Source organism: Tropicimonas aquimaris (assembly GCF_042676185.1).
GTDB classification, from domain to species: Bacteria; Pseudomonadota; Alphaproteobacteria; order Rhodobacterales; family Rhodobacteraceae; genus Tropicimonas; species Tropicimonas aquimaris.
In genome coordinates, this window is the sequence record NZ_JBHTJT010000046.1 from 80,702 (window position 1) to 107,218 (window position 26,517).

Here is a 26,517-nt window from a genome sequence, read left to right on the forward strand (position 1 = left end):
GTTTCTCCTGGCCGAAATACCCCCGCCGGAGGCGCAATCTTTTGTCCGAAAGATCCGCCGCGCGGAACGCGCGGCCACGCCCAACGGGAGGAGCGGCATCTTGATGCCGTGACGACGGGCGGGAGCCCTCCGGAAAGGGAAAAAAGCGCCCGGCCGGGACCGGGCGCTTTCCTGTCAGCGTACCAAAACGATATCGCGGATCAGCCGATGATCGCGTTCAACGTCGCCGAGGGACGCATCACGATCGCCGCCTTGGCCGGGTCGGTGTTGTAGTAGCCACCCAGATCGACCGGCTTGCCCTGTGCAGCCGCCAGCTCGGCAAGGATGGACTCCTCCTTGTCGGCCAGCGCCTTCGCGATCGGCGCGAAATGCGCGGCAAGCTCGGCATCGTCGCTCTGTGCGGCCAGTGCCTCGGCCCAGTAGCGGGCGAACCAGTAGTGGCTGTCGCGGTTGTCCGGCTCGCCGACCTTGCGCGAGGGCGAGCGGTTGTCGTCGAGAATGCCCTGCGTCGCGGCTTCCGCGGCACGTCCCAGCACACCGGCCTTTGCGTTGCCCTGGCTGTCGGCGAGGAAGTTGAAGCTCTCGCCGAGGGCGCAGAACTCACCCATGGAATCCCACCGCAGGTGGTTCTCCGCGACAAGCTGCTGCACGTGCTTCGGCGCAGAGCCGCCGGCGCCGGTCTCGAACAGGCCGCCGCCGTGCATCAGCTTGACGATCGAGAGCATCTTGGCCGAGGTGCCGAGTTCCAGGATCGGGAACAGGTCGGTCAGGTAGTCGCGCAGGACGTTGCCGGTGATGGCGATGCTGTCGTTGCCCGCGGTGATCGTCTTGAGCGACTGCGCCGTCGCCTCGCGCGGGGCCATGATCTGGAACTTGTCCGCGACGCCCGCCGCTTCGAGCGCGGGCTTGACGTATTTGATCAGCTCCGCGTCATGCGCACGTTCTGCATTAAGCCAGAAGATCGCTTCCGAGCCGGTCAGGCGCTGGCGGTCCATCGCGAGCTGGATCCAGTTCTCGATCGGAGCCTTCTTGACGGTGCAGGCGCGCCAGATGTCGCCCGTCTCCACATCGTGCTGGTGCAGCACATCGCCGTTGGCCAGAACGATGCGGATCGTGCCGTCGGCCGGAGCCTCGAAGGTCGTCGGGTGCGAGCCGTATTCCTCGGCCTTTTGTGCCATCAGGCCGACGTTGGCGACGGCGCCGGCGGTGGAGGGGTCCAGCGCGCCGTTGGCCTTGAAGAAGTTGATCGCCTCGTCATAGACCGGCGCGTAGCAGCGGTCTGGGATGACGCAGTTGGTGTCGCCCTTGGCGCCGGTCTGGTCCCAGCCCTTGCCGCCGGCACGGATCACCGCCGGCATCGAGGCGTCGACGATCACGTCGGACGGCACGTGCAGGTTGGTGATGCCGCGGTCGCTGTCGACCATGTACATGTCCGGCCGCTCGGCAGTCACCGCCTCGATCGCGGCCGTGATCTCGGGATTGCCTTTCACCCGCTCCAGCAGGTCGCCCATTCCCGAGTTCGGGTTGACGCCCAGAGCCGCCAGCTCGGCGCCGAATTTCTCGAACACCGGGGCGAGCCAGGCCTTCACCGCGTGGCCGAAGATGATCGGGTCGGAGACCTTCATCATCGTGGCCTTCAGGTGCAGCGAGAACATCGTGCCATCGGCCTTGGTGTCCGCGATCGCATCGGCGAGGAACGACGAGAGCGCCTTGACGGACATGAAGGTCGCATCGGCCACGGTGCCTTCCTCGAGCGGCCAGCCATCCTTGAGCACGGTTACGGTGCCGTCCTTGGCAACAAACTCGATCTTCGCCGGGCCGGCCTGTGCGGCGGTGATGGTGGCCGATTTTTCGTTGGCGAAGAAATCGTTACCGGGCATCGACGAGACCTTGGTCTTGCTGTCGGACGCCCACTTACCCATCGAATGCGGGTTCTTCTGGGCGAAGTTCTTCACCGCCTTCGCGGAGCGACGGTCGGAGTTGCCCTCGCGCAGCACGGGGTTCACAGCCGAGCCCTTGATCGCGTCATAGCGTGCGCGGATCGCCTTTTCCTCGTCGGTCTTCGGATCTTCCGGATAGCCCGGAACGGCGAAGCCCTGGCCTTGCAGTTCGGCAATGGCGGCGGTCAGCTGCGGCACCGAGGCCGAGATGTTCGGCAGCTTGATCACGTTGGCGTCGGGTGTCTTCACCAGCTCGCCCAGTTCGGCCAGGTCGTCGGAAATCCGCTGCTCTTCCTTCAGGTATTCCGGGAAGGTGGCGAGGATTCGGCCCGCGACAGAGATGTCCTTGGTCCCGACCGAGATCCCGGCAGCACCGGCGAAAGTCTTGATGATCGGCAGCAGGGAGGCGCTGGCCAGCTCGGGCGCTTCGTCTACCTTGGTATACAGAATATCTGGTTTCACCGTTTCAGCCATGTTTTTCCTCACCTTTCAGTTGTCCGGATATTGTCGTGTCTCGGTTTCGCGAACCCGAGGTCGCTCGGCGTGCCGCGGATCATGCGTCTCGTCGCGGCCCCCCTGCATGCGACGACGGGTCGGGTCCCCGCCCTTATAGTCGGGGGGAACAATCCGTCAAACGACTCGCTGCGTGCAATGATGACGCGGGCGGACGAAGTGCCGGCGTCCGGCTCAGGCCAGAACCCGCATTCGGGTCATCATGCCCGAGGCCGCGTGGGTCAGCATGTGGCAGTGGAACACCCATTCTCCAGGGTTATGCGCAACGAAGGCGATCTCCCGGCTCTCGTCGCCAAAGACTAGCAACGTATCGCGCATGGGTCCGAGGCTGCCGTCCGGCAGGACCTCCCTGAAATGGTGGCCGTGCAGGTGCATGGCATGGGGGAACATGGTGTCGTTCTGCATCACCACCCGCACCGTCCGGCCGCGTTCGGCGATGAACAGCGGCTCCTCGGGCATACCCACCATGCCGTTCATGGCCCAAAACTTCATGTTCTGCGCCGCATCCCGGAAACCGACTTCCCGCCCGTCCATCGTGGCTGTCTGGAAACCGCGCATCGCGCCGCCCTCCATGTGGAGCCGGCTCGTCAGGGCCTCCTCCAGGCCCGCGACCTCCATGTCCGGGTTCGGCGGCAGGGCGGCGGGCGCCGCGCGGCGAGAGGCCGAGGCGCTGCCGCGGACCTCGAAGAGCACATGGCTGAAACTCTCGCCGCCCTCCAGGCGCAACAGGTGGGCCTCCGCGCCGTCCTCCGCGGTCACATCGACGATCAGGTCGGCACGCTGCGCCGGTGCGAGCAGGAACGACTCCTCGATCGGCTGCGGCGCCTCCAGCGGCATCCCGTCGAGCGCTACGAACCAGCCCTCCAGCCCCTGAAGGGCGAGCTCGAAAATCCGTGCGTTCGCGCTGTTGATCAGCCGCAGGCGCAGCCGCTCGTTGTGCCGCGCGCCCAGGGTATTGTTGAAGATGCCGTTGGTGACCGCGATGTTGCCGATCCTGCCGCCGTGGCTGAAGTCGTGCATGTTGCCGAAGCCGGCGATCTGGCCTGTCTCCGGATCGAGGCGGAAATCGTCGAGGACGAACACCTCCTCACGGTCGATATCAGGCGCCTCCGCCTCTTCGACGATGAGCGCCCCCTGAAGGCCACGCGCGACCTGTTCGTAGGACTGGTTGTGCGAATGATACCAGTAGGTTCCGGCATCCGGCAGGTCGAACTCGTAGAGAAAGTTGCCGCCCGGCGGAACCGCCTCCTGCGTCACGCCCGGCACACCGTCCATCGCATTGTCGATGCGGATGCCATGCCAGTGCAGCGACGTCGGCGCGGGCAGCTCATTTACCAACCGCCGCCGCAATCGGCTGCCCTGGCGGGCGCGGATCTCGGTGCCCGGCACCGCACCGCCGTAGCCCCAGATCTCGGTCTGCGGATAACCTTCCGGCGCGATCTGCACCGTCGCAGGCGCGGCCGTCAGTTCCTCAACGGCCAGGTTGGACGCAAGAGCGCGCCGCCCCGCGAGCGGAACCGCCGCCAGCGCCGCCGTTCCCGCCAGCATGGATCTGCGTGTGATCATTGTTCCCAGTCCCCCCAGAAGCCGAGCGCCTGCCCTCCGACGCGGAGATCCTAGCATCAAGATTGCATCGCATGCACTTCACGCCATCGAGACCGGCAGCGAATATGCGCAACAGGGAGGGAATTTCTGGTGGAGCCGATCGGGATCGAACCGACGACCTCGTCATTGCGAACGACGCGCTCTCCCAACTGAGCTACGGCCCCACGACGGCCTCCATTCGCCCAACCGTCGGGCGATGTCAAGCCGGCAGCGTTACGTTTTCCCGCAGGAATGCCTCGATCTGCCCCGCCGGCCGGGCGCCGGAGAGCCGGGCCACTTCCCGGCCGCGATCAAACAGGATCAGCTGCGGGATGCCGCGGATATTGTAGCGCACGGTCGCGTCCGGGTTGGCCTGGGTATCGACCTTGACCAGTCGCGCCTTGCCGCGCAGCGATTGCGCCGCCTTGGCGAATTCCGGGGCCATGGCCCGGCACGGGCCACACCAGGGCGCCCAGAAATCCACGAGCAGCGGCAGGTCGTCGACCTTCGACGCCTTCTCGGCCTCACGGAAGGTCATCTCGTGCACCTTGCCGTCGGTCAGGCGCGCCCCGCAGGTGCCGCATTTCGGGCCGGCGTCGAGCCTGTCGGCCGGGATCCGGTTGGTCACGCCACAGGCATGACAGGTCAGTTTCAGGCTGCCGCTCATCGGCTCCGCTCCATGATATTCGACTGATGGAATATATAGGATTCGCGGCGGCCGTTAAAAGACCACCCGGCAATGGAGGGCCGTGCCCTGTCCGGGCGCGCGCGAACTGCCGAAATCATGGACATCCGGAATGCCCCGCTTTGCGAAATCCGGTCCCAAAGGTCGCAGTTTGCGCTAAATCAAGTTGGCGCCTCGCGGATCCGTGACAGGCTTCGGCCACAACGGCCGAATGCCAGCAAGGAGTCCGACATGCCGCCGACGGAACTGGAGATGTCCCAGGTCAAGCAGAGCTTCGAGGATCTGCGGCCCTATCTCGAACCCACGTCGCTCTTTTTCTACGACGCTCTGTTCAAGCGGGCGCCGGAGCTTCGCGAGCTTTTCCGCGAGGATCTCAAGGGCCAGGGGATGCGTTTCATGAACACGCTCGGCCTGATCCTCGCCGACATGGAGAAAAGCAACGGCTCCTCGGTCGATTACGCCGAGTTGGGCCGCCTTCACGCGACGCTTGGCATCCGGCAGGCACATTTCGCGCCGATGGAGGAGGCGCTGATGGAGTCGCTCGGCGACAAGCTTGGCGAGCGGTTCACGCCGGAACTCGAACAGGCCTGGCGCTCTGCCTACGAGGCGTTCAGCAGGAAACTCATCGAGTCGGGCAAGATCCCGGCCTAGCTCGGCCATGATCCGCACTCTCTGCGGGGCGCAGACCTTGCGCCCCCGTGTGACCAATTCTTCCCGGAACAACGGCCGTCAGGATGGGCGCCGGTTCTGCCTTTCTCGACTCTCCGGCGCCAAGATTGTCGCCGGAGGGGACGTCGCTCACTGTGTTATTCAAATGCGATGCTGATGATCTTGGCGTCGAAGAATGGGTAGATCTCGCCACCAGCGGCACGGGAAATGACGAAAGAATGCGGGATCATCACGCCTCCAACGGGGCGATAATCCTCGCGTGTGACATGCTCGCCGGAGCCGTGGTAGGGCGTCGCCAGATCACCATCCTCCTCGGCTTGCATCTGGGTCATGCGGCCTTCGGCGTCGAATGTGGCCACCATCGCGGCCGTCTGGCCGTTTGCCTCGACGATCGCGCGTGCGTGGGACTCGTCGATTGCCTCCCAACGGACTGGCCCTCCCGGGAGAAGTGCGCTTGGAAACAGCGCACTTTCGAAAAGCCACCGGCGCAGTGAGATGACGTTGAGGGCTGGTGTTTCGCTCTCGTCAACCACCGTAAATAGCGACAAGACCTTTGCCTTCATCTCCATTTCGCCGTCTGCGAAGTAGTCGTAGGCCCGCGCCCAGATCCCGGGCAGCACCGGCGTGGTCGCGGAGAACATCAGCGCCGGCGCGCCGATTGCAATCACCTGCTCCGCCGTGGTCGCGTTGAATGTGTCGGTCTGCGGGCGACGAAAGTTGCCGGCGACCTCCAGCCGAACGAGCGACGCCTCGTGGGCACCGTCGGGAAACACGAAGCCGAAATAGCGCTGAACTGGTTCGGGCAGGCTGCTCAGGTCCTGTGCCGGGGTCGGGACCTGATGCGTGTCGGCGGCAATCGCCTCGATGCGGGCCTGAAATGCCCTGATGTCCCGCTCGGTCATATACGAACCGATTCCAATCGACACCGCCCCCACGAGTGCGATGGACGCAACGCCGAGGCCCAAAAGAGTGAAACATCTCATGATCAGCTCCAATTGAATGAGTGAACTTTTCCGTACACAGGTTTACGCCACTTTTCAGGATGCGTAAACATGTGTACGGTAAGTGTCAAGGTCGAGAATTGGAGCATCGATGGCGGAGAACAAGGATGAGCGTCGCGGTCGCATCGAGGCCGCCGCCTTCGAGGTGCTGGAGGAGATGGGGTATCGCAAGGCCAGCATGTTGCAGATCGCCAAGCGCGCGCAGGCATCGAACGAGACGCTCTACAACTGGTATGGCAACAAGCAGGCCCTCTTCAGCAGTATCATCGAGGGAAACGCGAGCGGAATACGGCAGGTTCTGGAAGAGGCAATCGCGGGCGGGAGCGATCCGGAGCATTCCCTGGAGAACGTGGGCCGCCTGCTCCTTCGGTTCACGGCAACCGACAATGCGGTCATCATCAACCGCGCGGCCGTTGCAGACGTGGCCGACACCGGCCTGCTTGCCGCGGCAATCGAGACCCACGCAAGGTCGGTGATGATGCAACGTCTTGCTGCGTTCATGGAACGCGTGGAGGCAGCCGGACCTTTCGATTTCAAGGGAGATCCGGGCGGTGCGGCAGATGTCTTCATCCGCCTGTTGCTCGGCGAACTCCAGATTCAGCAGGCACTCGGGTCGCAGCCCCCCTTGGATGATGACGCCATCGAGAGGCGCTCGGAAGAATGCGCGGCCTTGTTTCGGAGATTGTATGCCAATGGGGCCGGAAGCGGAAGGTGATCGCTCCAGCCACGCGGTGGAACGCGTCGGCCCGCCGCTAACAGGCAGACCCACGTTTCGTTCCCCGGCCTGAATGAACGCTCCGGCAAGAATCGTATGGTCTGCAGCTGGGCTGCGGGCCTTTGGTGGGCAACGGCCACCTGTGCACCCGCCCGGATCGATGTGTCCTTTCAGACGGCCGTCTGCCGGTCTCTCTAACCGAGCGCGTCGTTGCAGCGCTGGCAGGTGCCCGGGTGGGAATGGGTGCCGACGTCCGGCAGGATTTTCCAGCAGCGCTGGCACTTGTCGCCTTCCGCCAGTGCGAAGACCACGCCCACGCCCTGCACCTCATCAAGGGTGAACGCCCCCTCCGGCGCCGGCCCTTCGACCAGCGTCAGTTGCGAGGCGATGCAGATGTCGGCAAAGTTAACCGTGCGCAGCAGCGCCACCAGGCTCGCATCCTCGACATGGACGATCGGAGCGGCTTCCAGGCTGGAGCCAATCACCTTGTCGCGCCGTTGCACCTCAAGCGCGGCCGTTACCACGCGGCGCACGGCTCGCACACGCTCGACCAGCGCGGCCAGTTCCGGCACCTGCCAGTTCGCCGGGGTGGCCGGCATGTCCTGAAGGTGGACCGAGCTGTCCTCGCCCGGATAACGCTCCAGCCACACTTCCTCCATGGTGAACGGAAGGATCGGCGCCAGCCATGTGGTCAGCCTCTGGAACAACGCGTCGAGCACGGTCAGCGACGACCGGCGGAACAGGCTGTCATCGGCATCGCAATAGAGCGCGTCCTTGCGGATGTCGAAGTAGAAGGCCGAGAGATCCACGGTGGCAAAGTTGAATACCTTCTGGAATACGCCCTGGAAGTCGTAGGCGGCGTATCCGGCGCGCACGGCCTCGTCGAGTTCCGATAGACGGTGCAGGACCCAACGCTCCAGCGGCGGCATGTCCGCCGGTGCAACAGGCGTGATCGTATCGACATCGCCAAGAGACCCGAGCAGGAAACGCATCGTGTTGCGCAGGCGCCGGTAGCTGTCGGCAACGCCTTTGAGAATCTCCGGGCCGATCCGCAAGTCGGCGGTGTAGTCGGACTGCGCCACCCAGAGCCGAAGGATATCGGCACCGTACTGCTTGATGACCTCCTCCGGCGCGACCGTATTACCGAGCGACTTGGACATCTTGTTGCCCTTCTCGTCCAGCGTGAACCCGTGGGTCAGCACGCCGCGATAGGGCGCGCGGCCGTTGGTGCCGCAGGACTGCAGCAGCGAGGAATGGAACCAGCCGCGATGCTGGTCTGTGCCCTCGAGGTAGAGGTCGGCGATCCCGTCCGCCGACCCGTCAGGCCGGTCGCGCAGCACGAAACTGTGGGTGGAGCCGGAGTCGAACCAGACGTCGAGCACGTCGAACACCTGCTCGTAGGCATCCGGATCATAATCGTTGCCGAGGAACCGCGCCTTGGCGCCCTCGGCATACCAGGCGTCGGCGCCCTCGGCCTCGAAGGCGGCGGCGATGCGGGCGTTGACCGCCGGGTCGCGCAGCAGAAACTCGGGATCGTCCGGTTGCGCGCCCTTCTTCACGAAGCAGGTCAGCGGCACGCCCCAGGCGCGCTGGCGCGACAGGACCCAGTCCGGTCGGGCCTCGATCATCGAATGGATCCGGTTGCGGCCCGAAGGCGGCGTCCAGGTGACCATTTCGTCGATGCATTTCAGCGCGCGGGCGCGGATCGTCTTGCCGAACTCGTCCTGCCCGTCGCCGACCTCGCGGTCGATGGCGGCGAACCATTGCGGCGTGTTGCGGAAGATCAGCGGCGCCTTGGAACGCCAGGAATGCGGGTAGGAGTGCTTGACCCGACCCCGCGCGATCAGCGCGTTGACACCGGCCATGGCATCGATCACCCGCTTGTTCGCGTCCTTCTCTTTGCCCTTGTGATCGAAGATCACGGCCCCGCCAAAGAGCGGCAGATCGGGGCGGAAGGAGCCGTCTTCCAGCACGTTGTAGGTCATCTTCAGGCCGTGGCGGACACCAAGGATGTAGTCGTCGGCACCGTGGCTGGGCGCGGTGTGGACAAAGCCCGTTCCGGCCTCGTCGGTCACATGCGCGCCGGGCAGCAGCGGCACGTCGTAGTCCCACTCGCCCTCGCCGCCCTCGATCCCGTGGAACGGATGCGCACAGACTATCAGGTCGAGTTGTTCGGCTGTCACGTCCTGCAGGCGCTCGAAGCCATCGACGCGCGCGGCCTTCATGACCTCGCCGGCGAGGTTGTCGGCCAGCAGGTACTTGTCGCCCACCTTGGCCCAGTTCTCCTCCGGGGCGGCCGTCACCTCATAGAGCCCGTAGGACAGCTCCGGGTTGAAGGCCACCGCGCGGTTCGAGGGGATCGTCCAGGGCGTCGTGGTCCAGATCACGACGTTGACGCCGCGCAGGCTCTGGCGGGCACCGGTCGCATCGACCGAGCGGATCACCGGGAACTTGACCCAGATCGTGTGGCTCTGGTGCTCGTGGTACTCGACCTCGGCCTCGGCCAGCGCCGTCTTCTCGACCACGGACCACATGACCGGCTTGGAGCCCTGGTAAAGCGTGCCGTTCATGAGGAACTTCATGAACTCCTCGGCGATCACCGCCTCGGCATGGAAGGCCATCGTCAGGTAGGGATCGTCCCACTTGCCGGTGACGCCGAGGCGCTTGAATTCCTCGCGCTGGATGTCAACCCATTTCTCCGCAAAGGCGCGGCACTCCTGGCGGAGTTCGACGACGGGAACCTCGTCCTTGTTCTTGCCCTTCTGGCGGTACTGCTCCTCGATCTTCCACTCGATCGGCAGGCCGTGACAGTCCCAGCCGGGGATGTAGCGGGCGTCCTTGCCCATCATCTGCTGCGAGCGGACGACCATGTCCTTGAGAATCTTGTTGAGCGCGTGACCGATGTGGAGGTTGCCGTTGGCGTAGGGAGGGCCGTCATGCAGCGTGAAGGGCGGGCGCGGCGTCGCCTCGGCCTTGTCGCGCAGGCGGTCGTAGACGCCGATCTTCTCCCACCGCTCCAGCCATTCGGGCTCGCGTTTGGGCAGGCCGGCGCGCATCGGGAACTCGGTCTGCGGAAGGTTGAGAGTGGACTTGTAGTCGGGGGCGGTCGTCTCGGGCGTATCGGCGCACATGGTTGCGTCCTTCGGAATGTCAGCTTTTCGGGGATGTCGGTCGGCGCGGTCTTTCATACGCCTTGGCCCGGCGGCTCGTCTGATCAGAGCGCCGGGCAGCTAATTCGAATGATGATCGACCGTTGCAGCATCTTGATTGCGCTATACCGCCCCACCCGCCGAGCGTCCAGAGTGTCGGGCGCGACGCTTCGGCAAAGCCGCGGTCCGCCTCGGGGGATGAAGGGCTGGCGCTTACCAGGGCGACGGACACCGCGCATCGCCGCCATTCACGGGTATTCATCTTGGATCAGGTCTGCGGGTCAGGCCGCCATGCTCAACCTTGCCCTTGCGCCTCACCTGAGACAAACTCGTAGGCGGAGGAGGGATGCCTGTCTTATCGCTGGGTCTGTTGGCGCATGGACCCGCGGGACGTTATGCTCTGGGAGGCGTGTGTCATGACATCCAAGACCACAGGGTCCACACCACCGGACGATCTGACGCCGGAGCCGCCGGCCATTCCCGAGGTCAACAAGGTGACCGCCGACGATATCAGGGCGTCGCTGAAGGCCGGGTTTGCCGACTTCCTCGCGCGCCCTTTCATGAGCGGCTTCTTCGGCCTCTTCTACGCGGTTTTCGGGATCCTGTTCGTCTGGTGCCTGCTCTGGCTCGGCAAGATCTGGATGATCATCCCGGCCGTCATCGCCTTTCCACTGGTCGCCCCTTTCGCCGCCGCCGGGCTCTACGAGATGTCCCGCCGGATGCAGGCAGGCGAGAGCTTCGGCTGGTCCGACATTCTCACCGTCATGGCCAATCAACGCAAACGCGAGATGGGCTGGATGGCTTTCGTCACCCTGTTCATCCTGTGGGTCTGGTTCTACCAGTTCCGGACCGTGCTTGTGATCGTGCTGCAGGATTCGTCCTTCTCGGACCTGGACGGATTCCTGAACACGGTGTTCTTCACACCAGAGGGCTGGACGTTCCTCGCGATCGGCACCTGCGTCGGCGCGTTTCTTTCGGCTGTGCTGTTTTCGGTGACCGTCGTCGCCATGCCCATGCTGCTCGACCGCGAAATGGATTTCGTTTCCGCCATGATAACCTCGGTTCGCGTGGTCAAGGAAAATCCGGTGGTCATGCTCAGTTGGGCCGCGATCATCACCGTCACAATGCTGTTGTCGTTGGTTCCGGCCTTCCTGGGCCTGATCTTCACCCTGCCGATCCTTGGCCACACGACATGGCATCTCTACCAGCGGGCCGTATCACCCGTTCAGCCATCAGCCTGATCGCCGGGTGCATTTTTCGTCCGCGCGGCCTGCTTGTGCTGCCTAGTCGGAGCCGAACAACCCGGAGAGGGCGCGTTTCACCAGCGAAGTGACCGAGGGCTTCTTGAGGCGCACGAAGGGCAGCGGGCGGCAGACCTCGATTGCAGCCACGCCGACGCGGGCGGTCAGCGCGCCGTTGACCACGCCTTCGCCGAATCGGCGCGACACCTTGCTGAGCACCCCGCCGCCCGCGACGGAGCCGATCAGGTCGTCGCCCACAGCCACCGCGCCCGTCGCCACAAGGTGCGTCAGGACCGACCGGGTCAGCCGCAGGCTGCCCAGCGTGCCGGAGCGGCCGCCATAGATCTCGCCGATGCGACGGATCATTCGCACGGTCGAGACCAGCGCCGTGACGATATCGGCCAGTGCGAGCGGCACGATGGCGGTGACCGTCGCCACCTGTCGGGCCGCGGCTTCCACCTCGGCCCGCGCGGCGGCGTCGAGCGGCGCCATCAACTCGGCCTCCGCGAGCCCCAGCAGGGCGTCGGCATCGAACTGCTCCTCCGCCCGCTCCTGCAGCCGCTTGCGCCCCCATTCCATTTCGCGCCGCGGGGCATAGAGCGCCTCGAGCCGCGCGACCACCTTGCGCGCTGCGCCAAGGTTATGCGTTGCAGCGGCGGCCGTGGCGTCGGCATGGATGTCGTCCAGCCGCCCGAGCCGAAAGAACCCGGCCGCCTCGCGGATCGCCAGCCCGAGAAAGGCCAGCAGCACCAGCGCCACCAACCCGAACGCCAGCGCACCGAGGAAGGTGTTGCGGCCGAAGAGCCCGGTCACGAAGTCCCAGGCGGCCACCGAGGCGGCGAAGAGCAGCAGCGATCCGAGCGCCCCCCAGAACAGCCGCCCAAGCGACGATGGCCGGCGCGCCCCGATGCTGACGACACGCTGCATCGCGCGCCCTTCCGGCAGGCCGGGCTCCAGCTCCGGCACCGGCGGCGCATCGGCAGGGCCATGCTGCGACGGCCCCGTGTCCTCGCCGACCTCGATCATCACCGGTCCCTTGGGTGTCTCGCTCATCTGAGGCTCCAATCCGGGCGCCGCGCCGCCTGCCGCGCCCCTGCGTTTCCGATGCCTGCGCAGATCTGCGCCACATGACAACGGCTTGCGTGCATCGCCGGGTCTGTCCGTGACGGGGCGGCTCGGCAGATCATCGCAGCTTGTCCCCGATCAGGAACTCCGCGGCGAGATCCAGCCGGATATGCGGCGGCCCCTCGCCCGGCTTGAGCGTCCGCGCGGCCGGAGCGAAATGCATCACCGAGTAATCGCCGTCGAGCCAGCGCTCGGCCCCGTCCTGCGCGGGCACCAGCAGGCGCGACGGCTCCTCCGGCAGGGTGCCGGGATAGAGCAGCGCCTCTTTGCCGGTGTCGAGCAGCCGCCCACGCACCATGCCGAGGCTCTCTCCGTTCACCTCGCGGGTCTCCTCGACGGTGGCCCGCAGCGCCGCGATCGCCATCGCGCGCGTCTTCGCCCCGGCGAAATCCGCCCGGTCCCGCGCCTGCCGCAGCAGGGCCTCCATGATCGCGGTCATCCGTCCGTGCTGGCTGTGGTGGATGTGATCGGCCTTGGTGGCGGCAAACAGAATCCGGTCCACCCGCTTCTGACCGAGCAGCCGCGTCAACCAGGCCGTCGGACCGGGACGAAAGGCGCCGAGTAAATTGTTCATCGAGCGCCCGAGATCCTCCATCGCCCGCGGCCCGGCGTGGATCGCCCCGAGCAGGTCGACCAGAACCACCTGCCTGTCGATCCGGGCGAAATGCTCCCGGAAGAAGGGTTTGACCACCCGCGCCTTGTAGGCTTCGTAGCGCCGCTCCATCTCCCGCCGCAGCGAGCCGCGCGGCGCCCTGCCGCCTGCGGCCGGCATCGGCACAAAGGTGAGCGCGGGCGAGCCCTCCATCTCTCCGGGCATCAGGAACCGCCCCGGCGTGCAGTCGGAATAGCCCGCCACGCGCGCGGCGCGGAGGTAGCCGATGTAGCTGCGGGTCAGCCCCTGCGCAACGGGCTCATCGAGCATGGCATCGCCATCGGCCGCGTCGAGATCGGCGAGGAAGCCCTCGGCCTCGCTCCGCCCGCGCGCCAGCGACAGCACGTCGGCCGACCAGGCGGCATAATCCTTGTCCAGCAGTTCCAGATCGAGCAGCCATTCGCCAGGGTAGTCGATGATGTCGAGATGCACCGTGCGCGGCCCGGAGAAGGTTCCCCAGATCCCCTGCGGCTGCACTTTGAGCGACAGGCGCAGCTCCGACACGGCGCTCGTCGGCTCGGGCCAGCGCGGCTCTGGCCCGGTCAGCGCGGCAAGGTGCTCCTCGAAGGCGAAACGCGGCACGGTGTCGTCGGGCTGCGGTTGCAGCCAGGCGGCGGTGATCTGTCCGGACGATGCCGCCTGCAGCCCTGGCATCCGCCCGCGGTCCATCAGGTTGGCCACCAGCGAGGTGATGAAGACGGTCTTGCCGGCCCGGGCGAGCCCCGTCACGCCAAGGCGGATCGTCGGCTCGCGGAAAACCTCGGAAATCGCGGCACCGGTGTCCTCGACGCCCTGCACGATGCCATCCGCGATCCGACCGATAACCACCTGAATCCCTTTCAACTGCCCCGTCCTACATATGGCCCCCCGGCCGCCCTGCAAAGGGGCCAGCCGCCGAACCTCGCCGGCGGGGGCGGATCACGGCGCGGCCCTCCCCCGGCAGCAACGCAACCGTGGACAGCCCGCCCGACACAGGCTAAGCGCCCGCCATGCCCCGCTATGCCCTCAAGATCGAATACGACGGCGCCCCGTTCGCCGGCTGGCAGCGCCAGAAGGAGCACCCCTCCGTCCAGCAGGCGGTCGAGACCGCGATCTCCCGCCTGCAGAAAGCGCCCGTGACCATCGCCGCCGCCGGCCGCACCGACGCCGGGGTCCACGCACTGGCGCAGGTCGCCCATGCCGACATGGAGCGCGACTGGGAACCGTTCCGCCTGTCGGAGGCGCTGAACTACCACCTCAAACCGCACCCGGTCGCGATCGTCGCCGTTGCCCGGACGCCGGAGGACTGGCACGCGCGTTTCTCCGCCACCGAACGGCGCTACCTCTTCCGGCTGCTGAACCGCCGCGCCCCTGCCGCCCTGCTGGCCGGCAAGGTCTGGCAGGTCGCGCACCGGCTCGATCCCGAACCGATGCGGGAGGCGGCGCGGCACCTCGTCGGGCGGCACGACTTCACCACCTTCCGCGCCTCGGAATGCCAGGCCGACAGCCCGGTCCGCACGCTCGACCAGCTCGACATCGAGACGGTCGATACCGCGACGGGGCGCGAGTTCCACTTCCACGTGCGGGCGCGCGCCTTCCTGCACAACCAGGTGCGCAGCTTCGTCGGAACGCTGGAACGGGTCGGCGCCGGGTCATGGTCGCCCGAGGATGTCCGCCACGCGCTCGAGGCGCGGGACCGCGCCGCCTGTGGGCCGGTCTGCCCGCCGCACGGGCTCTACCTCGCCGGTGTCGGTTATCCCGACGACCCGTTCGACGCCCCGCCCACGGCCTGAGACCGCACACCCACGCGCCGAAGGCGCGCCCGGCCCAACGGGAGGAGGGGCATCCGCGATGCCACGACGAGCGGCGGGAGCGCCGCCGTGCCGGCACCTCCCTTGTCGTGATCGATCAGGTCAGAAACGGTCGAGCAGCCGCCGAAGGTAATCGAGTTCGATTTCCGGCCGTTCGCGGTCGCTCGACCGGCGGCGGATCTCGTCCAGCAGGTCGCGGGCGCGGCGGTATACATCGTCGCCCTGCAGCAGGTTCTCCTCGCTGCCGAAGCTGCCAGAGGTGCCGGCTTCGCGGCCGAGCGGATCGCGGCGCTGGTTGCCGTCGGCATTGCCCATCTGCTCGCCCTGCTGGCCCTGGCCGTTCTGCGGCTGTTGCTGGGCCATCGCCTCACCGAGGTTGCGCATGCCTTCGCGGATCGCCTCCATGGCGCGCGATTGCTCGTCGATCGCCTCGGCCAGGTTGTTGCCCTCCAGCGCGTCCTCGGCCCGGTCCATCGCCCGTCCGGCCTCGCCCAGGGATTCGCGCGCAGCGTCCCCCGCCTCGGTGCCCGCGCCCGGCAGGTTCTCCCGCAGACCGTCGAGCCGCCGCCGCAGCGCGCCCTGCCGTTCGGCCAGCGTCTCGGCATCGGGCATGCCCTGCTCGCCGCCCTGGCCGCCCTGCCCGGGCTGGTTCGGCTGTCCGCCATTGCCCTGCCCCTGCTGCTGGCCCTGTCCCGGCTGCTGCCCCTGGCCCGGCTGCCCGGGCTGCTGGCCTTGCTGGCCGAGTTGACCCTGCTGCTGACCCTGCTGGCCCTGCTGCTGGCCGGAATTCGGGCCGAACTGTTCCTGCAGATCCCGGAACGCATCGTCCGACAGGCCTTGCTGATCCCGCAGCGTCTCGGCCAGCCCCTGCATCGCCTGGTCCCCCGGGCTCTGGCCGGACTGGCCCTGCTGGCCCTGGGTGACCTGCATGTTCTCCATCATCTGGCGCAGCTGCTCCAGGAGCGCCATCGCCTCCTCGGTGCGGCCCTCTTCCATCAACTGCTGGAGACGGTCGAGAAGCTGCTGCAACTGGTCGCCGCTCATGTTCTGCGTGTTTTCCGAGAGCTCGCGCTGCGCATCGGGGTCGGATTGTTCCGCAAGCTGGCGCATGTATTCCTGCAGCGCCTCGCGGAACTCGTCCATGAGCTGTGCGATCTCGTCCTCGTTGGCGCCGTTGCGGATCGCTTCCGACAGGCGGTCCTGCGCCCGCCGCAGCCGTTCCAGGGCGTCGGAGAGGTCGCCCTCCTCGATCTGCAGCGCGATGGTCCAGAGCGCCTCCGCCACTTCGTCCTGCACCTCGGTCGACAGCCCGTCGGGCGCGGCGATACCCGCTTCCAGCCGCCGGATCGCCACACGGAGCGGCAGGTAGCTGCCGCCGTCGCGGATGATCTCGTCCGGCCGGTGGGTCACGGCGCGCAGGATCTGCGCCACGCGCCCGCCATTGGCACGAGCCCAAAGCAGGTCCCGGCGTTGCTCGATCAGCGCCGCGGCGAGCGGATCGAAGAAGCGGCGGCCGGGCAGCAGGATTTCAACACCTTCGCTCACCCCCTCCTGTCCGGAGGCATCCACCGCCGTCAGCGTCAGGGTGACCGGCAGGCCGACCCAGGGATGCTTGGAGAAATCCTCGACCAGCGTTTCGGTGAAATCCCGGCGGTCGCCGGAGATGGTCATCGGCAGGTCGAGCGTGATCGCCTCGCGCGGGTCGGGCTTGGCCTGCAGCCCGTGGCGGCGTTCAAGCCGCGCCATGTCGAGCGCGATTTCGCCCTGCCCGGCCACGACGCCGTAATCGTCCTGTGCCCGGAACGCCTGGCTCATGCGGCCGCTGGCTTCGCGCTCGAGTTCCCCCGCCGGCGCGATCGTCGGCGCGGCGTCGGCCACGATCTCGACCTGCCAGTCGCGCCCCCCAGGGCCAAGGATCGCCAAGCGGCCGTTCTGGGTGATCTCGAAATCCTGGCTCGGCTCCGTCGCCGGGACCACCGCCTCTCCGACCCTGCCGGACACCGTCTCGTCGACGCTGAGCGCGCCGATCTCGCCGTAGAGCCGGAGCGTGACCTTGCTCCCGACCGGCACGGACAGCACCGCACTGTCGATATCGTTCAGGTAGAGACTCGGAAGGCCGGTGTGCGCGGGCGGCTCGACCCAGCCCTCCCAGGCCGGCCCGCCGGCGAGGTCCACGTTGCCGCCCGGCACGACGGCCTGTCCCACGCTGGCGACCCGCCAGACGGAACCGAAGAGGAGCGCCGCGACCAGCGCCACCAACGCCACGTAGCGCAAGGCGTAGGGATCGCGCCGCGCCAGCCGCAGATCCGGCGGCACACGACGCGCCGCCGCGGCCCGCTCAGCCATACGTTCGAGGTGCGCCTGCCAGACGGCAACCGAAGCGTCATCGCCCGACCCGATTGCCTGCGCGTCGCCGAGCGCCTGCAGCGGCCGGCCCGGCAGCGTCGCGTCGAGCCGCTCCAGCGCCTCGGCCCGGCTCGGCCAGCGGAAGCGACGCAGCCCGATGAAGAGGAACCACAGCAGGGCAGCCAGAAACGCCAGCCCGCCGATCCAGACCGCCTCGACCGGCGCGGTCTCGTGCAGGCCGAACATCAGCGCGGCGGCTACCGCGAAAACCAGCGTCCAGACCGGCCAGAAACACAGCGTGAGTCGCTCGGCGACCATGCCCGCGCGGGTCAGGCGCAGCGGGCGGACAAGTCGTTTCAGGGCTTGTGCGCGGGTGGCGTCCGGCTCCATGACTCTCCTTTCACCGGCCCGCAAATCGGGCCGGTAGGGGCGGGCCGCCTCAGGCCAGCCACTCGGGAATGTTATCCCGCGAGATCATTTCGTCAAAGGTCGGACGTCCGCGGATGACAGCGAATTGATCCCCATGCACAAGAACCTCCGGAATCAGGGGCCGAGTGTTGTATTCCGAGGCCATTACCGCACCGTAGGCCCCCGCCGACCGGAAGGCGACGAGGTCGCCCGGCGCCAGCGGCGGCATGGAACGACCGCGCGCGAAGGTGTCGCCGGTCTCGCAGACCGGGCCGACGATGTCGAACACCGATGGTTCCACGCCCGGTGCGGGCTCGATCACGGGCACGATGTCGTGGTGGGCATCGTACATCGAGGGCCGGATCAGATCGTTCATCGCGGCGTCGAGAATCAGGAAGTCCCGGCCCTCGCCATTCTTCACGTAGATCACGCCGCTTACCAGGATCCCCGCATTGCCGGCGATCAGCCGTCCGGGTTCGATCTCGACCTCGCAGCCAAGATGCCCGACCGTCCGCTTCACCAGCTCGCCGTAGTCGCTGGGCAGCGGCGGCGCCTCGTTGCTGCGGGTGTAGGGAATGCCCAGGCCGCCGCCGAGATCCAGCCGCCGGATGTCGTGACCATCGGCACGCAGCGCCTCGGTCAGCTCCGCCACCTTGCGGTAGGCCATCTCGAAGGGCTCCAGCTCGGTCAGCTGCGAGCCGATATGAACGTCGACGCCCACGACTTCGAGGCCCGGCAGCGCGGCCGCCCTGGCATAGACCTCCCGCGCCCGCGCAATCGGAATGCCGAACTTGTTCTCCGACTTGCCGGTCGCGATCTTGGCGTGGGTGCGCGCGTCGACATCAGGGTTGATCCGAAGCGCCACCGGCGCGGTCACACCGAGCGACGTGGCGACGGCGCTCAGCGCCTCCATCTCCGGTTCGCTCTCGACGTTGAACTGGCGGATACCGCCTTCCAGCGCTGCGCGCATCTCGCCCGCCGTCTTGCCGACACCGGAAAAGACGATCCGCTCACCGGGCACGCCGGCCGCCTTCGCCCTCGCGTATTCGCCGCCCGAAACCACGTCCATGCCGGCCCCAAGCTCCGCCAGCGTCTTGAGGATCGCCTGGTTCGAATTGGCCTTCATGGCAAAGCAGATCAGGTGGTCGAGCGGATCCAGCGCCTCGTCGAACAGCCGGAAGTGCCGCTGAAGCGTGGCGGTGGAATAGCAGTAGAAGGGCGTGCCCACCGCGGCCGCGATCTCGGCGACGGGAACGTCCTCCGCGTGCAGCGCGCCGTCGCGATAGAGGAAATGGTCCATTCGGGCTCGTCCTTGTGCTGTCGTCGGGCTGTCGTCAGGCCCTTGCCGCGCCGGACGGAGCCACCCGGAAGGTGGGCAGATCGGTCACGGGTCATACCACACCGGCAGGCCACCGCAATTGCGGGACTCGCACGCTCGCGCCCGGCGCGGTATCACATCGATTTGACAGGCACCCGGTGCGACCGAAGCACGCCAAACGACGGGGCCGCAAAGAAGGGGAAGGGCCGCAATGCCGTCGATGATGAAACAGGCGCGCCGCAAGATCGATTCAGCGCTCTGCAGCCCGACGGTGGCCGGGCCTGTGAGCCGTCTGATCACGTCGCACTTGCGCACGCGCCTCGAGGGCACGCGCTGGACGAGCGAGGGTCAACAGCCGCTCGCCGAGCACGTTCGGGCCGGCAACGGTGTCATCATGGTGCTCTGGCATGGCCGCCTTCCGGCTGCCCCTATCGGCTGGGACACGGATTGGGGCAAGCTCTGCGTCGTGACTTCGGCCGCGATCCCCGGCCGCATGGTCGGACGCGTGATGGGACAGTTCGGCCACGACACGATCCCGATGCGCGAGCGCAAGGCGAATACCGGAACCTCGCTGCAGATCGCCCGCATGGTCCGCGGCGGCACGTCGATCGGCTTCGCCGCCGACGGCCCGGTCGGCCCGGCGCGCAAAGCAAAATCTGTTCCGATCGACTGGGCGCGGCTGACCGGTGCCCAGATCTGGCTCTTTACCGCCTCCTATAGGAATTACAGCTGCATCAAGGCCTGGGACAAGATGGCCCTGCCCATTTCGGGCGACGAAGGGATCATGCTCTACCGCCGATGGGACGCCGAGATCCCGAAGAAGCTCGGCGCCGACATGCGCGAAATACTCCGCCAGAGGCTGGAGGACGACCTCAACGCCCTGACGCTCGAGGCCGATCAGCGCATGGGTCATGAGACCCTGATCAACTAGGTCGCGGCGGCCGTTCCCGGATCAGTCCGCCGGGGAGATTGGCGAATTGCCGCTGCCGCCGGACACGCCCATGCTGACGCTGCCCGAGAGGGTCACACCCGGCGCAGGTGTCTCGGTGTTGTCGGCCGGCGGGATCGGCGCTCCGTCCACGCCACAGGCTGCGAGCCCCGCAATCAGGGCCAGGCAGCCGGCCAGTCTGATGAACTTGCTCATGTCGGCTCCTTCAAGGATTAACGGCCACGTGTCGCCGTTGAACGTGTCGGGCGATCCTCCGCAGCAACGCCCGAGGTCACAAGGGAGACGTCACAGACGCGTCTTCCATTCCGCGATACGCTCGCGGACCTGCGCCGGAGCCGTGCCGCCGAAAGACGTCCGGCTGGCGACCGAGTTCTCCACGCCCAGCACTTCGAACACGCCCTCGGTGATGCCGGCATGGGTGGCTTGCATGTCTTCGAGGCTCAGTTCGGGCAGGTCGCAGCCGCGCTTCTCGGCCAACGCCACCAGCGCACCCGTTACGTGGTGCGCCTCGCGGAACGGCAGGCCCAGTTCGCGCACCAGCCAGTCGGCCAGGTCGGTCGCGGTCGAGAAGCCGCTGCCCGCCGACGCCGCCAGCGCCTCGCGGTTGGCGGTCATGTCGGCGACCATGCCGGTCATCGCGGCCAGCGACAGCATCAGCGTATCGGCCGCGTCGAAGATCGGCTCCTTGTCCTCCTGCGTGTCTTTGCAATAGGCGAGCGGCAGGCCCTTCATCACCGTCATCAGCCCGACGTTGGCGCCCATGATCCGGCCGATCTTGGCCCGGATCAGTTCGGCCGCGTCAGGGTTCTTCTTTTGCGGCATGATCGAGGAGCCGGTCGAGAAACGGTCGCTCATGGTCACGAAGCGGAACTGCGCCGAGGACCAGATCACCAGTTCCTCCGCCAGCCGGCTGAGATGCATGGCGCAGATGCTGGCGACACCGAGGAACTCCAGCGCGAAGTCGCGGTCGCTCACCGCGTCGAGCGAGTTGGCCATCGGGCGGTCGAAACCGAGCGTCGCCGCGGTCGCATGACGGTCGATCGGAAACGACGTGCCGGCGAGCGCGGCAGCGCCCAACGGGCATTCGTTCATGCGAGCGCGGGCATCCCGGAACCGGCTGGCATCGCGCCCCAGCATCTCGACATAGGCCATCATGTGGTGGCCCCAGGTCACCGGTTGCGCGGTCTGAAGGTGGGTGAAGCCCGGCATCACCCAGTCGGCCCCAGCCTCGGCCTGTCCGAGCAGCGCCTTCTGGAGCGCCCCGACCCCCTCGATCGCCGCATCGCACTGGTCGCGCACCCAGAGCCGGAAGTCGGTCGCGACCTGGTCGTTGCGCGAGCGGGCCGTGTGCAGCCGGCCGGCCGGTTCGCCGATCAGTGTCTTCAACCGGGCCTCCACATTCATGTGGATGTCCTCCAGCGCCGTCGAGAACTCGAAACGCCCGCCCTCGATCTCTGACAAGACCGTGAGCAGCCCTTCCCGGATCGCCTGCGCATCGCTATCGGTGATGATGCCTTGCGCTGCCAGCATCGCGGCGTGGGCGCGGGAGCCTTCGATGTCCTGACGGGCGAGCCGGCGGTCGAAACCGATGGAGGCGTTGATCGCTTCCATGATCGCGTCTGGTCCGGCGGCAAAGCGCCCGCCCCACATCTTGTTGGCGGCCTGTTGGGAAGCATCGGTCATGGATCGGACCTCGGAGGAATGAGATGAAGCACTTGTTGGCCGCAGTGGTCTATACGGGCGCCGCGCTGTTGGCAAACCCGGGACTGGCAGACATGGCCGCCGTGGAGGCGCTGCGTGACGGCACGATGAAGAAGCTGGTGTTCCACGACGAGCCGCAACCGGTTCCCGCGACCACCTTCATCGATGTGACCGAGGCGCCGATCAGCCTGGAGGAGATGCGCGGCGAGTGGCTGGTCGTAAACTTTTGGGCCACGTGGTGCGCCCCCTGCCGCAAGGAGATGCCGACGCTGGCCAACCTGCAGACACATTTCGAAGGCGCGCCGGTCGAAGTCGTCACCATCGCCACGGGGCGGAACGCGCCCGAGGGCATTCGCCGGTTCTTCGAGGAGATCGGCGTGGACAACCTCCCCCAGCACCGCGACCCCAAACAGGCACTGGCGCGCGAAATGGGCGTCCTCGGCCTGCCGATCACCGTGATCATCGACCCAGACGGCCGCGAGGTCGCCCGCCTGCGCGGCGATGCGGAATGGGACAGCGACAGCGCCGTGGCCATTCTCGAAGCGCTGTCCAGCGGATCCTGACCGTCCTGACCGTCCTGACTGCCGCGCGCGGAAGCGCGCGGCCCGGCCCAACCGCCGGCGATGCATCGCAAGATGCAGCGCCAGCGGGCGGGAGCCCTCCCCGACCGCCGAGACCTGGCAGCATAGGGGGCTGCAAGGACCGGCAGAAAAGACACATTCATGCGCAATCCAGAGGTGACCCGTTTGCCGTTGCGTGTCGATTGCCTCAAATCGTGAGGACACTGCAGGCAGGACTCAATGTTCGACGCACAGCCATACGCCGGCGCCTCCCCCCACCGCGGTTTCAACACACCCGACCCCGCCGGCCGGACCTCCATCGGGGAGCGTTCACTCACCGTTCACGAAGGGCAAGGGTAGAGCCATGCCCTGCCGCCACCGGATCTTCGAGGACCTCCGGCTGATCGCAATTCGCTACGATGGACATGTCACGCTCGAGGAACACCGCGCGCTCGAGATGAGCATCGTTGGCGATCCGGCCTTCCGGGTCGATCTCCTGCGCCTGTCCGATTGCTCGCGGCTGACCGAAACAGACCTCGGCCTTACCGACTTCATGCCGTTCCTGGACCGTCTGCAGGCCCGGGCCGCCGGCATGGAGGGCCGGGCTCGGTGGGCGCTCTTCGCTCCCACAGATCTCTCTTTCGGCATGGCCCACATCTGGCAATCCCTGCTGGAAACCTGTCCCGCCTTCGACGTGCGGATCTTCGCCGACGTGCGCGAAATTCTGGACTTCCTCGATCTCGACCGGCCGGGAATGGCTGAGCGGCTCGAGCTGGATGAGAGCGCCGGCTGCCCCTGATTGGTCCGAACGCGAGTCGGGTTCAGCGCTCGAGTTCTCCGCCGGCAGCCGACCATGCCGAGATTGGGCCGAGGTCATAAACCGTCTCATGGCCGAGTTTGCGAAGCATCTTGCCCGCAAGCCCCGAGCGAGCCCCGGTGGCGCAGTAGAGGATCACCGGCGCGCCGCGCTTCAGGGCCGGTTGGCAGTGCGGACTGTTGGGATCGGCCCTGCGTTCCAGCGCGGAGACCGGCACGTTGATAGCCCCTTTCGCCCGGCCACCCTGTTCGAGCTCGGAGGGTTCGCGCACATCGACCAGGACGGCATTTCCGGCCTTCACCATAGCGACCGCCGCCGCGCCATCGAGCGGCTCAGCCTTGGGGCTGAAGGGATTGAAGAGTGTCAGGAGCATCCGTGTTCCGCAGTCACATAAGACTTTTGGAATATATTCTCCTGCCATCGCCCGGCGCAAGCGAAATGCGTCAGCGCGCTGCCTGTGCCACCCTGTCGTGGCTTGGGCAGGTAACCAGATGGTCGTTCACCATGCCGGTGGCTTGCATGAAGGCGTAGATGATGGTCGGCCCGCAAAACCGGAAGCCCTCCGCCTTCAGGTCCCGCGAGATGCGTTGCGATAGCGCGGTCTGCGCCGGAACCTCGGTCATGGTCGCGAAACGGTTCTGGATCGGCGCGCCGCCGACGCGATCCCACAGGAATGCGGAAAAGCCCTCGCGGGACTCGATCTCCAGATAGGCCCGGGCGTTGCCGATCGTCGCCTCGATCTTGCCCCTGTGGCGCACGATACCCGGATCGGCCAGCAGCCGCTCCACCTCGTCCTCGCCCCAATCGGCAATCACCTCGGGCTGAAAACCGGCAAAGGCCATCCGGAAATTCTCCCGCTTTTTCAGGATCGTGATCCAGGACAGGCCAGCCTGGAACCCGTCGAGGATCAGCTTCTCCCAGAGCGCACGCGAATCGTACTCCGGAACGCCCCATTCCGTGTCGTGGTAGTCCACGTAGATCGGTTCGCTCCCGACCCAGCCACACCGTTCACCCATCCGGCCCTCCGCAGCGTTTCCCGACAAATGATGCAAAATGCGAAGCTTTACCAGTTGTTCAGGCCCCGGCGCTGAAATGGGGCGGAATGAAGAGCGGAGTCGCGCATGCAGCCTGAAGAGGACTTGGAAAAGATCGGTCGTGTCGGGATCGAGGGGCAGGCCAATCCGCTCGCCTTTGCCATTGCTCAAAGGGACAGGGACATCCTGTCGATGGTGCGCCGCTCGCTTGACCGTGGCAATGTCCTGCTCGCCTACCAGCCGGTGGTGGACGCGCGGCACCCCGACCGCACGGCCTTCTACGAAGGGCTGATCCGGGTGATCGACGACACCGGCCGAATCATTCCCGCCTACGAGTTCATGGAGGCCTGCGAATCGCACGAAATCGGCCGCATCATCGATTGCCTTGCACTGGAATTCGGGCTGAAAGCCCTCGCCTGCGCCCCGTCACTGCGACTCGCCGTCAACATGTCGGCCCGCTCGATCGGCTATCCGCGCTGGATGGAAACGCTGGAGCGCGGACTTGCCGCCGCGCCCACCATCGGAGAGCGCCTGATCGTGGAAATCACCGAATCCTCCGCAATCCTGATGCCCGACATCACCATGGTCTTCATGCAGCGGCTACAGGATCGCGGCGTGGCCTTCGCACTGGACGATTTCGGCGCTGGCTACACCGCATTCCGATACCTTCGGGATCTCGATTTCGACATCGTCAAGATCGCCGGGGAGTTCATCACCGGCATCCACGACAATCCCGACAACCGGGTCATGACCAGTGCGCTGGTCTCCATCGCCCGCCAGTTCGACATGCTGACCGTCGCCGAAGCGGTTGAAAGCGCGGCGGAGGCGCGGCTGCTGACCGAGATCGGGGTGGACTGCCTGCAAGGCTTCTATTTCGGCGTCCCCTCCACCCGCCCGCGCTGGCCGGAGTTCCCGCAGAGCCTGCGTTCGGCCGGGTAGGTTCCTCCAATTAAGCCGCCAACCTCAAAGGGCCGGCGGCACATTGCCGATCCATGCCCCGCGCCCGGGTTTCTGCAGGGGTGGGACACCCTGTCCGTTGCCTATTGCAAGAGGTTCCCCTTACCGGTTTCTTGGAGCGGGGAGAGGGAGACGGCCAGCACGGCCGTCCGACCCCGAGAGGATGACTTTAAGAGGAGCCATCATGACCAACGTCGTTATCGCATCGGCCGGCCGCACTGCCGTCGGAAGTTTTCTGGGGTCTTTTGCCAACACGCCAGCCCATGACCTCGGAGCCACTGTCCTGAAGGCCGTTGTCGAGCGCGCCGGGGTGGATCCCTCGGAGGTCTCCGAGACCATTCTCGGGCAGGTCCTGACCGCAGCCCAGGGTCAGAACCCGGCCCGCCAAGCCCATATCAACGCCGGCTTCCCGCAGGAATCGGCCGCCTGGGGCATCAACCAGGTCTGCGGCTCGGGCCTGCGCACCGTGGCGCTCGCCGCCCAGCACATCATGCTCGGCGATGCCTCGATCGTTGCCGCCGGCGGACAGGAAAGCATGTCGCTCAGCCCCCACGCCGCGCCGCTGCGCCAGGGCCAGAAAATGGGCGACATGAAATACATCGATACCATGATCAAGGACGGTCTATGGGATGCCTTCAACGGCTACCACATGGGCCAAACGGCCGAGAACGTGGCCGAGAAGTGGCAGATCTCCCGCGACATGCAGGACGAATTCGCCGTCGCCTCGCAGAATAAGGCCGAGGCCGCACAGGCCGCCGGCAAGTTCGCCGACGAGATCGTTCCCTTCACCGTGAAGACCCGCAAGGGCGACATCGTCGTCGACAGCGACGAGTACATCCGCAAGGGCGCCACGATCGAAGCAATGCAGAAGCTGCGCCCTGCCTTCATGAAGGACGGCACCGTGACGGCGGCCAACGCCTCGGGCATCAACGACGGTGCCGCCGCCGTGCTTTGCATGTCCGCCGACGAAGCGGAGAAGCGCGGCATCGAGCCGCTCGCCCGCATCGCCTCCTACGCCACCGCCGGGCTCGACCCGTCGATCATGGGCGTCGGGCCGATCTATGCCTCGCGCAAGGCGCTCGAGAAGGCAGGTTGGTCGGTCTCCGATCTTGACCTCGTGGAGGCCAACGAGGCTTTCGCCGCGCAGGCCTGTGCGGTGAACAAGGACATGGGCTGGGATCCCTCGATCGTGAACGTGAACGGCGGCGCCATCGCCATCGGCCACCCGATCGGCGCCTCGGGCTGCCGCGTTCTGAACACCCTGCTCTTCGAGATGAAGCGCCGCGACGCCAAGAAGGGCCTCGCCACGCTCTGCATCGGCGGCGGCATGGGCGTGGCGCTCTGCGTCGAACGCCCCTGACCT

General features: G+C 66.5%; 22 protein-coding genes and 1 tRNA gene. 9 read left to right on the plus strand and 14 right to left on the minus strand.

The genetic code is table 11. The annotated features are described in order from the left end of the window. Positions 1-200: 200 nt before the first annotated feature. The 4 genes from ACFQ2S_RS18750 to trxC form a co-directional block, all read right to left on the minus strand. Positions 201-2,414 carry an NADP-dependent isocitrate dehydrogenase gene (locus ACFQ2S_RS18750; RefSeq protein WP_386076831.1) on the minus strand — a complete coding sequence of 738 codons (2,214 nt, stop codon included), beginning with the start codon at positions 2,412-2,414 and terminating at the stop codon, positions 201-203. Between the two features lie 213 nt (positions 2,415-2,627). Beyond that, complete coding sequence (locus ACFQ2S_RS18755; protein WP_386076833.1) at positions 2,628-4,019, minus strand: multicopper oxidase family protein; 1,392 nt, start codon at positions 4,017-4,019, stop codon at positions 2,628-2,630. A 127-nt stretch (positions 4,020-4,146) separates the two neighbouring features. Beyond that, positions 4,147-4,222, minus strand: a tRNA-Ala gene (locus tag ACFQ2S_RS18760). Between the two features lie 35 nt (positions 4,223-4,257). Further along, positions 4,258-4,704, minus strand: a complete 447-nt coding sequence (gene trxC / locus ACFQ2S_RS18765; protein WP_386076834.1) for a thioredoxin TrxC — start codon at positions 4,702-4,704, stop codon at positions 4,258-4,260. 249 nt (positions 4,705-4,953) lie between these two features. On the opposite strand from trxC, the gene ACFQ2S_RS18770 reads away from it, so the two are divergent. Next, complete coding sequence (locus ACFQ2S_RS18770) at positions 4,954-5,373, plus strand: globin domain-containing protein (protein ID WP_386076836.1); 420 nt, start codon at positions 4,954-4,956, stop codon at positions 5,371-5,373. Between the two features lie 155 nt (positions 5,374-5,528). Here ACFQ2S_RS18770 and ACFQ2S_RS18775 read toward each other — a convergent pair whose 3' ends face one another. Then, on the minus strand, positions 5,529-6,293 hold the full coding sequence (locus tag ACFQ2S_RS18775; RefSeq protein ID WP_386076837.1) for a DUF6920 family protein: 765 nt from the start codon (positions 6,291-6,293) through the stop codon (positions 5,529-5,531). Positions 6,294-6,483: 190 nt separating this feature from the next. Between ACFQ2S_RS18775 and ACFQ2S_RS18780 the strand changes: the two genes are divergently transcribed. Then, the gene (locus ACFQ2S_RS18780) at positions 6,484-7,107 is read left to right on the plus strand and encodes a TetR/AcrR family transcriptional regulator (protein WP_386076838.1); all 624 of its coding nucleotides are present in this window, start codon (positions 6,484-6,486) and stop codon (positions 7,105-7,107) included. 194 nt (positions 7,108-7,301) lie between these two features. Here the strand turns inward: ACFQ2S_RS18780 and ileS are convergent, their stop codons facing one another. Then, a complete protein-coding gene (ileS, locus tag ACFQ2S_RS18785; protein ID WP_386076840.1) occupies positions 7,302-10,238 on the minus strand; it encodes an isoleucine--tRNA ligase in 2,937 nt (978 codons plus the stop codon). Positions 10,239-10,672: 434 nt separating this feature from the next. On the opposite strand from ileS, the gene ACFQ2S_RS18790 reads away from it, so the two are divergent. Next, positions 10,673-11,497 carry a DUF2189 domain-containing protein gene (locus ACFQ2S_RS18790; RefSeq protein ID WP_386076842.1) on the plus strand — a complete coding sequence of 275 codons (825 nt, stop codon included), beginning with the start codon at positions 10,673-10,675 and terminating at the stop codon, positions 11,495-11,497. A gap of 42 nt (positions 11,498-11,539) precedes the next feature. Here ACFQ2S_RS18790 and ACFQ2S_RS18795 read toward each other — a convergent pair whose 3' ends face one another. Continuing rightward, positions 11,540-12,550, minus strand: a complete 1,011-nt coding sequence (locus ACFQ2S_RS18795; protein WP_386076843.1) for a YcjF family protein — start codon at positions 12,548-12,550, stop codon at positions 11,540-11,542. A gap of 130 nt (positions 12,551-12,680) precedes the next feature. Then, on the minus strand, positions 12,681-14,102 hold the full coding sequence (locus tag ACFQ2S_RS18800) for a YcjX family GTP-binding protein (protein ID WP_386077039.1): 1,422 nt from the start codon (positions 14,100-14,102) through the stop codon (positions 12,681-12,683). Positions 14,103-14,263: 161 nt separating this feature from the next. Here ACFQ2S_RS18800 and truA point away from each other — a divergent pair, with 161 nt between their 5' ends. Continuing rightward, positions 14,264-15,046 (plus strand): tRNA pseudouridine(38-40) synthase TruA, encoded by a 783-nt coding sequence (gene truA, locus ACFQ2S_RS18805; protein WP_386076845.1) that lies wholly within the window; start codon positions 14,264-14,266, stop codon positions 15,044-15,046. Between the two features lie 120 nt (positions 15,047-15,166). Here the strand turns inward: truA and ACFQ2S_RS18810 are convergent, their stop codons facing one another. Both ACFQ2S_RS18810 and lysA read right to left on the minus strand, forming a co-directional pair. After that, positions 15,167-17,800 (minus strand): TIGR02302 family protein, encoded by a 2,634-nt coding sequence (locus tag ACFQ2S_RS18810; RefSeq protein WP_386076847.1) that lies wholly within the window; start codon positions 17,798-17,800, stop codon positions 15,167-15,169. A gap of 49 nt (positions 17,801-17,849) precedes the next feature. After that, positions 17,850-19,118, minus strand: coding sequence for a diaminopimelate decarboxylase (gene lysA / locus ACFQ2S_RS18815; protein ID WP_386076849.1), 1,269 nt, complete (start codon positions 19,116-19,118; stop codon positions 17,850-17,852). A 229-nt stretch (positions 19,119-19,347) separates the two neighbouring features. Here lysA and ACFQ2S_RS18820 point away from each other — a divergent pair, with 229 nt between their 5' ends. Continuing rightward, entirely contained in the window at positions 19,348-20,067 is a 720-nt protein-coding gene (locus tag ACFQ2S_RS18820; protein ID WP_386076851.1) for a lysophospholipid acyltransferase family protein, read from the plus strand. 21 nt (positions 20,068-20,088) lie between these two features. On the opposite strand, the gene ACFQ2S_RS18825 is transcribed toward ACFQ2S_RS18820, so the two are convergent. Together ACFQ2S_RS18825 and argH are read right to left on the minus strand one after the other, a co-directional pair. Continuing rightward, positions 20,089-20,280, minus strand: coding sequence for an argininosuccinate lyase (locus tag ACFQ2S_RS18825; protein WP_386076853.1), 192 nt, complete (start codon positions 20,278-20,280; stop codon positions 20,089-20,091). A gap of 90 nt (positions 20,281-20,370) precedes the next feature. Beyond that, positions 20,371-21,768, minus strand: a complete 1,398-nt coding sequence (argH, locus tag ACFQ2S_RS18830) for an argininosuccinate lyase (protein ID WP_386076855.1) — start codon at positions 21,766-21,768, stop codon at positions 20,371-20,373. A gap of 23 nt (positions 21,769-21,791) precedes the next feature. On the opposite strand from argH, the gene ACFQ2S_RS18835 reads away from it, so the two are divergent. Together ACFQ2S_RS18835 and ACFQ2S_RS18840 are read left to right on the plus strand one after the other, a co-directional pair. Next, positions 21,792-22,349, plus strand: a complete 558-nt coding sequence (locus ACFQ2S_RS18835) for a TlpA family protein disulfide reductase (protein ID WP_386076857.1) — start codon at positions 21,792-21,794, stop codon at positions 22,347-22,349. Positions 22,350-22,710: 361 nt separating this feature from the next. Further along, positions 22,711-23,145 carry a hypothetical protein gene (locus tag ACFQ2S_RS18840; protein WP_386076859.1) on the plus strand — a complete coding sequence of 145 codons (435 nt, stop codon included), beginning with the start codon at positions 22,711-22,713 and terminating at the stop codon, positions 23,143-23,145. Positions 23,146-23,167: 22 nt separating this feature from the next. Here the strand turns inward: ACFQ2S_RS18840 and ACFQ2S_RS18845 are convergent, their stop codons facing one another. Both ACFQ2S_RS18845 and ACFQ2S_RS18850 read right to left on the minus strand, forming a co-directional pair. Further along, positions 23,168-23,536, minus strand: coding sequence for a rhodanese-like domain-containing protein (locus tag ACFQ2S_RS18845; protein ID WP_386076861.1), 369 nt, complete (start codon positions 23,534-23,536; stop codon positions 23,168-23,170). A gap of 70 nt (positions 23,537-23,606) precedes the next feature. Continuing rightward, a complete protein-coding gene (locus tag ACFQ2S_RS18850; protein WP_386076863.1) occupies positions 23,607-24,179 on the minus strand; it encodes a DNA-3-methyladenine glycosylase I in 573 nt (190 codons plus the stop codon). A gap of 105 nt (positions 24,180-24,284) precedes the next feature. Between ACFQ2S_RS18850 and ACFQ2S_RS18855 the strand changes: the two genes are divergently transcribed. After that, positions 24,285-25,136, plus strand: a complete 852-nt coding sequence (locus ACFQ2S_RS18855) for an EAL domain-containing protein (protein ID WP_386076864.1) — start codon at positions 24,285-24,287, stop codon at positions 25,134-25,136. Positions 25,137-25,338: 202 nt separating this feature from the next. After that, the gene (locus tag ACFQ2S_RS18860; RefSeq protein ID WP_386076866.1) at positions 25,339-26,514 is read left to right on the plus strand and encodes an acetyl-CoA C-acetyltransferase; all 1,176 of its coding nucleotides are present in this window, start codon (positions 25,339-25,341) and stop codon (positions 26,512-26,514) included. Positions 26,515-26,517 lie beyond the last annotated feature (3 nt).

Bases quoted from the DNA above. Each gene is read 5' to 3' on its own strand.
- ACFQ2S_RS18790 (WP_386076842.1), top strand. From the start codon at position 10,673: ATGACATCCAAGACCACAGGGTCCACACCACCGGACGATCTGACGCCG.
- ACFQ2S_RS18845 (WP_386076861.1), bottom strand. From the start codon at position 23,536: ATGCTCCTGACACTCTTCAATCCCTTCAGCCCCAAGGCTGAGCCGCTC.
- ACFQ2S_RS18750 (WP_386076831.1), bottom strand. From the start codon at position 2,414: ATGGCTGAAACGGTGAAACCAGATATTCTGTATACCAAGGTAGACGAA.
- ACFQ2S_RS18850 (WP_386076863.1), bottom strand. From the start codon at position 24,179: ATGGGTGAACGGTGTGGCTGGGTCGGGAGCGAACCGATCTACGTGGAC.
- ACFQ2S_RS18775 (WP_386076837.1), bottom strand. From the start codon at position 6,293: ATGACCGAGCGGGACATCAGGGCATTTCAGGCCCGCATCGAGGCGATT.
- ACFQ2S_RS18780 (WP_386076838.1), top strand. From the start codon at position 6,484: ATGGCGGAGAACAAGGATGAGCGTCGCGGTCGCATCGAGGCCGCCGCC.
- ACFQ2S_RS18755 (WP_386076833.1), bottom strand. From the start codon at position 4,019: ATGATCACACGCAGATCCATGCTGGCGGGAACGGCGGCGCTGGCGGCG.
- ACFQ2S_RS18860 (WP_386076866.1), top strand. From the start codon at position 25,339: ATGACCAACGTCGTTATCGCATCGGCCGGCCGCACTGCCGTCGGAAGT.
- ACFQ2S_RS18810 (WP_386076847.1), bottom strand. From the start codon at position 17,800: ATGGAGCCGGACGCCACCCGCGCACAAGCCCTGAAACGACTTGTCCGC.
- ACFQ2S_RS18835 (WP_386076857.1), top strand. From the start codon at position 21,792: ATGAAGCACTTGTTGGCCGCAGTGGTCTATACGGGCGCCGCGCTGTTG.
- truA (WP_386076845.1), top strand. From the start codon at position 14,264: ATGCCCCGCTATGCCCTCAAGATCGAATACGACGGCGCCCCGTTCGCC.
- ileS (WP_386076840.1), bottom strand. From the start codon at position 10,238: ATGTGCGCCGATACGCCCGAGACGACCGCCCCCGACTACAAGTCCACT.
- ACFQ2S_RS18770 (WP_386076836.1), top strand. From the start codon at position 4,954: ATGCCGCCGACGGAACTGGAGATGTCCCAGGTCAAGCAGAGCTTCGAG.
- ACFQ2S_RS18855 (WP_386076864.1), top strand. From the start codon at position 24,285: ATGCAGCCTGAAGAGGACTTGGAAAAGATCGGTCGTGTCGGGATCGAG.
- ACFQ2S_RS18840 (WP_386076859.1), top strand. From the start codon at position 22,711: ATGCCCTGCCGCCACCGGATCTTCGAGGACCTCCGGCTGATCGCAATT.
- trxC (WP_386076834.1), bottom strand. From the start codon at position 4,704: ATGAGCGGCAGCCTGAAACTGACCTGTCATGCCTGTGGCGTGACCAAC.
- ACFQ2S_RS18795 (WP_386076843.1), bottom strand. From the start codon at position 12,550: ATGAGCGAGACACCCAAGGGACCGGTGATGATCGAGGTCGGCGAGGAC.
- ACFQ2S_RS18825 (WP_386076853.1), bottom strand. From the start codon at position 20,280: ATGAGCAAGTTCATCAGACTGGCCGGCTGCCTGGCCCTGATTGCGGGG.
- lysA (WP_386076849.1), bottom strand. From the start codon at position 19,118: ATGGACCATTTCCTCTATCGCGACGGCGCGCTGCACGCGGAGGACGTT.
- ACFQ2S_RS18820 (WP_386076851.1), top strand. From the start codon at position 19,348: ATGCCGTCGATGATGAAACAGGCGCGCCGCAAGATCGATTCAGCGCTC.
- argH (WP_386076855.1), bottom strand. From the start codon at position 21,768: ATGACCGATGCTTCCCAACAGGCCGCCAACAAGATGTGGGGCGGGCGC.